Annotated in this window: 5 protein-coding genes; 4 read left to right on the top strand and 1 reads right to left on the bottom strand. The window is 41.0% G+C overall.

Going from position 1 to position 7,073, the window contains the following annotated elements:
* The first annotated feature begins 510 nt into the window (after positions 1-510).
* Positions 511-2,703, top strand: a complete 2,193-nt coding sequence (locus ACTWQL_RS23155; protein WP_443144734.1) for a PAS domain S-box protein — start codon at positions 511-513, stop codon at positions 2,701-2,703.
* 273 nt (positions 2,704-2,976) lie between these two features.
* Positions 2,977-3,324, top strand: coding sequence for a hypothetical protein (locus ACTWQL_RS23150; protein WP_443144733.1), 348 nt, complete (start codon positions 2,977-2,979; stop codon positions 3,322-3,324).
* Here the strand turns inward: ACTWQL_RS23150 and ACTWQL_RS23145 are convergent.
* Positions 3,215-4,138 (bottom strand): DUF6454 family protein, encoded by a 924-nt coding sequence (locus tag ACTWQL_RS23145; protein WP_443144732.1) that lies wholly within the window; start codon positions 4,136-4,138, stop codon positions 3,215-3,217. The genes ACTWQL_RS23150 and ACTWQL_RS23145 overlap by 110 nt on opposite strands.
* A gap of 414 nt (positions 4,139-4,552) precedes the next feature.
* On the opposite strand from ACTWQL_RS23145, the gene ACTWQL_RS23140 reads away from it, so the two are divergent.
* Positions 4,553-4,729 carry a hypothetical protein gene (locus ACTWQL_RS23140; protein ID WP_443144731.1) on the top strand — a complete coding sequence of 59 codons (177 nt, stop codon included), beginning with the start codon at positions 4,553-4,555 and terminating at the stop codon, positions 4,727-4,729.
* Between the two features lie 598 nt (positions 4,730-5,327).
* A complete protein-coding gene (locus ACTWQL_RS23135) occupies positions 5,328-6,947 on the top strand; it encodes an MDR family MFS transporter (RefSeq protein ID WP_443144730.1) in 1,620 nt (539 codons plus the stop codon).
* Positions 6,948-7,073 lie beyond the last annotated feature (126 nt).

The following is a 7,073-nucleotide window of genomic DNA, read 5'->3' as shown; positions in this document are numbered from 1 at the left end:
AAGGAAGCATTTGTGCTCCTGCGTCTACAAGAAAGTCCTGTCGAAGCGAGCTTCCTCGTCGCATGCCTTGCGAGGAGATTATTCAGGTAGTAGGCACGCTGATCCCGTAGGACAAGGAAAGCTTCGGAAGCGTTACATCTCACGAAGAAAATGCGATTTTCATTTTCGAGGAGTCTCGCACCTTGCTCTCCAATCAACTTGCACAAGGTGTTTTTTAAAAATAACTCAAAAGCAACAATCTATTAGAAAAGAGCCTTTACATTTAAAGAAAGTATAAATCCTTTCTTCAATATAAGGGCAACTTAGGCTCAGCCTTCGCTAAGGCTTGACGTTGCCAAGTTTCTTTAGTTCCAGTACTTTTTCCCAAAATTAAAACGAACGGGTGAAAGCGGTTCCTCTTTATGACGATATAGTTATTAAATGTAAGATTAAGAAGGAATGTGTCTTACATTAGAAGAATGCTTTATTATGATGACTTTTGTCGAGGGTCCGGTCAGGGGGTGTAGTTAATTGAAACCATTTGAACATTCAATATTGGATAGTTATCCGGAGCCCTATATACTTCTAGTCTTTCCTGATGACCAGCCTGGGCACATCAATTATCTCAACGAGGCAGCAAGAGACGCCCTACAATTGGATAAAAGCTGTATCGGACATTCTCTTGAAAATGTCTTCCTCAATGCAAAAAAATTAATAGAGGCATGCAACGAAGCAATAGAACACGGTCATCTCGTTATTCTCGAACACTTTTCGATTTCGCAACAAGATCTGATGTTCGAAGCGGTGAAAATAGCACCATTAAGCCCAAAAAGTGGTGTGAACTATTGTGGTGTGATTTTAGATACTCCCTATAAAGCGACGAAAATGATGACCGATGATCGCATGATGCAATCTATTTTTCTCTCTACACCAAATGCGATCTTGATCCAAAATGTAGATGGTGAAATATACAACATTAATCCTGCTTTCACCGAGATGTTCGGATGGAAGGATTATGAGTTGATTGGAAATTCGGTTTCCCTTTTTCCATCTGGATATGAAAATGAGTATGAAGAAATTGTTCGGCAGCTACGTAAGAATGATACATACTTAGTGCCAAATACCAAGCGTGTACACAAAAACGGGACCATAAAAGATGTGTCGATCTGTTATATGAACATATACAATTACCGTAGGGAAAGGATTGCGGTTGCACGGTTGTATATCGATATTTCTAAACAGATCCTCTTCCATGAAAAATATCTTGAGCAACAGAATTCCTATCAGCTGATCACTGAAAATATGAAGGATCTTGTGGCTATCGTTGATTTATCAGGAAAGTTTGTCTATACTTCACCTTCTCATCTCGATATAACAGGTTTTTCTTCTGAATCTTATTTGAACATGAATGTTTTCAGACATATTCATCCTCATGACAGAAGACATGTCTTTAAGCAGATCCAACAATTGATTGAAGCAGGTCGATCTGCAAAAGCTCAAATTCGATATAAACACGCCAGTAAAGGCTACATATGGATTGAATTGATTGCTTCTCCTTTATATGAGAACCAGGCGCCATATGAAAAATTTGTAATCGTCGGACGTGATATTACAGAACGGAAACATTCAGAGGAAGCCTTACGCGAAAGTGAAATGAAGTACCGATTGATTCTTGAAAAGACATCAGATTTTGTGGTTACCTTCAACCAGCATGGAGAAGTTCATTTTGTTTCTCCTTCCTTGCAAAGTTGGCTGAAAAACCCTGATCTTTCAAATATGTATCGGTTCATGGACGATTATGTTATGAAAGATGAACGCGGTTTACTGTATGACATCATCCATCACGTTTTCAAAACCAAAGATGCTGACCAGATCGCTTTTTCAATCGAAAAAGATGGAACGACATATACTTTTGACGCAGTCCTTACTCCGTTGATTTCCAATGAGTACACGAAGTATTCCGAAGATATGATTCTGCTAATCGCTAGAGATATCACGAAACGTCTTGAAGATGAGCATATTTCAATGCAACTAGAGAAGATGTCGACTGTCGGTCAGCTTGCTGCCGGTATTGCGCATGAACTGCGGAATCCGCTGACAAGTGTGAAAGGGTTCATCCGCATGATTAAGGACGAAATAGACGATTCCCTTCTGACAAGTTATCTCGAAATCATTGGCGGTGAACTTAATAGCATCGAACGAATCGCAGATGAATTCATGGACCTAGCTAAACCCCATGTCATCAGCCTTGAAGAAACTGAATTACATGAAATCGTGGACAGTTGTGTACGATTATTCGAAGGAACTGCATTTTTACAAGGGATCAACATGGATGTTGAATATATAAATGAACAGGAAATACTTCTGAACTGTCAAAAGAATGCCCTTAAACGTGTCTTTATCAATATCATGAAAAATGCAATGGAAGCGATGGAAAAAGGCGGGGAATTGAATATCAAAATTCACGCGCGGGATCCATATGTAGAGCTTCTCTTCATCGATTCGGGTAAAGGGATTGAAAAAGAACGTTTGAAATATATCGGGGAACCTTTTTATTCAACGAAAGAAAAAGGAATCGGGCTTGGTCTGATGATGAGCCGTAAGATTGTACGTGAGCATGGAGGGAGACTTTCCATCGAATCTGAGTATAAACAAGGAACGACGATACGAATTATCCTGCCCCTTCTTTCTGCTAAATCGCCTGTAAAAAAAATAACCACTTAAAGAAAACTTGGGCTTTGCCAAGCCTTAGCGTAGGCTGAGCCTTAGTTGCCCTTATGTTGAAGAAAGTATTTATACTTTCTTTAAATGTAAGGCTTTTTGCGCAACCTTTGTTGCTCTTGAAAGTCGTTGATTTCCGTTCCAGGATCCTCGCTTTCCGCGGGGCGTGCGGTCAGCCCACTCGTCGCCTTGCGACCTCAGGAGTCTCCTTATCAAGAAAGCATTTGTGCTCCTGCGTCTACAAGAAAGTCCTGTCGAAGCGAGCTTCCTCGTCGCATGCCTTGCGAGGAGATTATTCAGGTAGTAGGCACGCTGATCCCGCAGGACAAGGAAAGCTTCGGCAGTGTTACATCGAACGAAGAAAATGCGATTTTCATTTTCGAGGAGTCTCGCACCTTGCTCTCCAATCAACTTGCACAGGGTGAGTTTTTAAAAATAACTCAAAAGCAACAATCTTTTAGAAAAGAGCTAATTGTAAAAAACAGGGCGCCATTGCTGGCAGCCCTGTTTTTACTCATTTCAATTTTGCTTCATATACCAATAATGAAGTGTGATCATCATCTGGTACTGCGTATAGTTTCAAGCCGTCTTTTGTTTTTTCGACAAATACTGGATTTCGTGTGATTGTATGATTTTGTGGTGATCGTTGTGTAATCGGAATCTCATGTTTAATTGCCTTCGATTTTCGATCCAGCAAAGCCAATCCACCTAATTCATAAACATCATCGCCGCTTGGCAATTCAGCTATACCGCTGCATAACAAATTATTCTCATCCACACCTTCACAGTCCTGATAATCTATGAAATGACTGGGATTTTCTTTGATAGCTTTTTGTTCCCCTTTTTCATTCCATTCATAAAATTCTCGAGAGCCCCAGTTGACTCCATATCGTTTTTTGTTCGTTTCGTCACTTACAATTCCACCAATATGATCGTCCACCTCAAAGGCTTTTTCGATTTTTTTCGATTCCGGATTTATTTTATAAATAATAGATTGGCTGTCAGGTCTATATTCTGCGACAGGGACCCAAATCGATTTTCCATCAAAAGCGATGCCTCCAGGATGGTACATATCGCCTTCTCCCAACTCCAAATCTTCAATCAAGTTACCTTTTTCATCTACAATAAAAAGATGCCCGACGCCTTTACCCGCTGAACGATCATATCCACCCTTCGGTTCCTCGTATTTTTCGGGTTTTTCAATGATTTCGACGGATGAAATGTAATAGCGGTCACCGACTTTTGTCATTCCCTGAGGATGATGGATGTTAAAGTCCAAATCCAGTTCTTCAACCTTTTTCCATTCAGTATCTCTGGACAGATTACGGAATTGTTCAGACAATCCATCGGATAATTTGCTTTCGTCCGGTGTTGCTAAAACAGTCGAGACCATGGTGAATAGGATTATTGCAGTAATAGATACGGCAAATATACGCATATGCTTACCTCCTGATTTTATATTTCATTGACCGAGCTCGTCGTAACCAGCCTATCCGAACAATAGGTGGAGAGGAAGACTGTTTTGCTTATCTTTAAAAACTTAACCAAAGCTTTAGAGGATCAATATAGATTTAACACAAGAGTGTTTTCGCAAACTTTGTTGCTCTTGCACTTAAAGAAAGTATAAAAACTTTCTTCAGTATAAGGGCAACTAAGGCTCGACCTACAAAAGGCTTGGTCTCGCCAAGTTTTCTTTAAAAGTCGTTGATTTCCGCTCCAGGATGCTCGCTTTCCGCGGGGCGTGCGGTGAGCCCACTCGTCGCCTTGCGACCTCAGGAGTCTCCTTTTCAAGGAAGCATTTGTGCTCCTGCGTCTACAAGAAAGTCCTGTCGAAAGCAAGCTTTCTCGTCGCATGCCTTGCCAGGAGATTATTCAGGTAGTAGGCACGCTGATCCCGCAGGACAAGGAAAGCTTCGGCAGCGTTACATCGCACGAAGAAAATGCGATTTTCATTTTCGAGGAGTCTCGCACCTTGCTCTCCAATCAACTTGCACAAGGTGGTTCTTTACAAAAAAAAATGACCCAATAGCAACAATCTTTAAGAAAAGAGCCTAACACAAAAAATAAGGATTGACTTTTATGAAAATCAGCGTATAATGAATTGGGTTAATAGTTAACTAAGTTAAATATATGCATAGTGAAGTAAATGCAAAGCCGAGAAGAGCTGATTGACTCAATGGAGAAATCCTTTCGGAAATTGTTTCGGTCACACCGCAAACAGATGGCTGACATACTAGGGAAAAAGGTTACAGCCAGTGAGTTCATGTTCCTTCAATTTTTAAATGAATTTGGCCCCTCTAGAGTGTCTGACTTAGCTGATGAATTCAGAGTGAATGTAAGCACGTGACAAATGTTACAGATAAACTCGACTCGAAAAAATTCTACCAGGCTTAGGAACAGGAGTGACAGAAGGATTGTCGAGCTGCAGATCACGTATGAAGGTTCAGAAATTCTAGAAAGAGTTGAGATAAAGCGTAGTGCTTATTACAAGCAACGATTCAAAGATTTGAAAGATGAAGAAATCCAACAGATGATGAGCTTATTTACAAAATTAGGTTGAAGTTTTTTTATTGCACTATAATTAACTTCATGAATATTTCTACTAGCGAAAGAATAGGAGTGTAAACATGGAACATTTAGATCAGAAATCCAAAATTACAATTATGATCGCCATCATGGCAGCAATGTTATTTGCTGCATTGAACCAGACGATTGTCGGTACAGCCCTGCCAAGAATCATCGCTGACCTTGGAGGAATGCAATATTTCAGCTGGGTTTTCACCGTCTTCATGCTTGCTTCAAGCGTAACAGCCATTCTAGTCGGTAAACTATCAGACATCTATGGCAGAAAACCATTTATTTTGATTGGTATTGGCGTCTTCATGCTCGGGACTTTCTTATGCGGGCTTTCAGATACAATTATCCACCTTATTGTTTACCGTGGTATACAAGGATTAGGTGCTGGAATGATCATGTCCACGTCTTTCACAGCAGTTGGAGATCTGTTCTCCCCTCGTGAACGTGGTCGTTGGCAAGGGATCATGGGTGGTGTTTTTGGACTTGCAAGTGTTTTCGGACCGACACTTGGCGGTTATATTGTGGATAATTTCGATTGGCACTGGATCTTTTGGGTCTTTCTACCGGTTGGAATTCTCGCATTCGTGCTTATATGGAAGTTATTCCCTGCAACTGAAAGAAACCCATCTGAGAAGGTGGATTATCTCGGGTCCATTTTTCTGACTCTGACTATCCTCCCGATGCTATTGGCGTTTTCATGGGCTGGAGAGACGTATGCTTGGGAATCACCCCAAATCATTGGTTTATTCGTTGCAACTGTGGTTTCGTTGATTTTCTTCATTCAAATCGAACGAAAAGCGAAGAGTCCCGTTTTGCCGTTGAGTTTGTTTAAAAATAGCATCTTTTCATTATCGAATATAATCGGATTCATTTTAGGAATGGGGATGTTCGGAGCCATCATGTATACGCCTTTCTTTATTCAAGGTGTTATGGGAGCCTCAGCTACGAAATCGGGATTCATCATGATGCCGATGACATTAGCGATGGTAACGGCATCTGCCATTGGCGGACAAATCATAACCAAAACAGGTAAATATAAAAAGATCGCAATTATTGGGCTGCTCATCATGAGTGCCGGTATGTTTTCATTATCTCAGATGGATGAAAGTACTTTTAACTGGATCGCTGTAACCAATATGATTATCGTCGGTCTAGGTCTGGGATTGAGTTTCCCGGTGTTTACATTGACGATTCAGAACGCTGTCAGCCATAAATTCCTTGGTGTCGCCACCTCTTCAGCCCAGTTATTCAGGCAAATCGGTGGAACGATTGGTGTCTCGATCATGGGAACGGTCATGTCGATTTCTATGAAAACTGAAATGGAAAAAGCTGCAGGTGGAAATACTAGTCAAGCGTTTGCCCAGAATCCAGAAGCTGCGGAAAAATTTGAAATGCTTCAAGACCCCCAGGCTCTCATGGACCCTGAGGCATTAGAACAAGTACGGACCACTTTACCTGAGAATTTCTTAGGTATTTTCGACCAAGTCCTTGGGATTTTAAGAACTGCATTGAGTCACTCATTAAGTCTTGTCTTCTTGACGGGCTGCATCGTGATCGCTACAGCCGCCATCTTGACCTTTTTCTTAAAGGAAATTCCATTGCGGGCCAATAATAATGAATCCACGGATGAGATTGAGGAAACAGCCGAGCTTAAGGAAAGGTCTGTTTAGAGAAGGTTGTAGTGACAAACTTGATTTAACACAGCAAAGCGCTAACTTCACAAATTCGACAAAAAATGAGCCCCCACGAATGAAAGTTCATTTTAGAATAGTATGGTGAGTGGACGAACCACTCGA

Origin of the sequence: Pseudalkalibacillus sp. R45 (assembly GCF_052246725.1) — a bacterium.
Classification (GTDB): Bacteria; Bacillota; Bacilli; order Bacillales; family Fictibacillaceae; genus Pseudalkalibacillus.
This window is presented reverse-complemented; position numbering and strand designations above follow the sequence as displayed.

Excerpts from the sequence above, each read along its gene's own strand:
- ACTWQL_RS23150 (WP_443144733.1), top strand. The coding sequence starts at position 2,977 with ATGCCTTGCGAGGAGATTATTCAGGTAGTAGGCACGCTGATCCCGCAG.
- ACTWQL_RS23145 (WP_443144732.1), bottom strand. The coding sequence starts at position 4,138 with ATGCGTATATTTGCCGTATCTATTACTGCAATAATCCTATTCACCATG.
- ACTWQL_RS23140 (WP_443144731.1), top strand. The coding sequence starts at position 4,553 with ATGCCTTGCCAGGAGATTATTCAGGTAGTAGGCACGCTGATCCCGCAG.
- ACTWQL_RS23135 (WP_443144730.1), top strand. The coding sequence starts at position 5,328 with ATGGAACATTTAGATCAGAAATCCAAAATTACAATTATGATCGCCATC.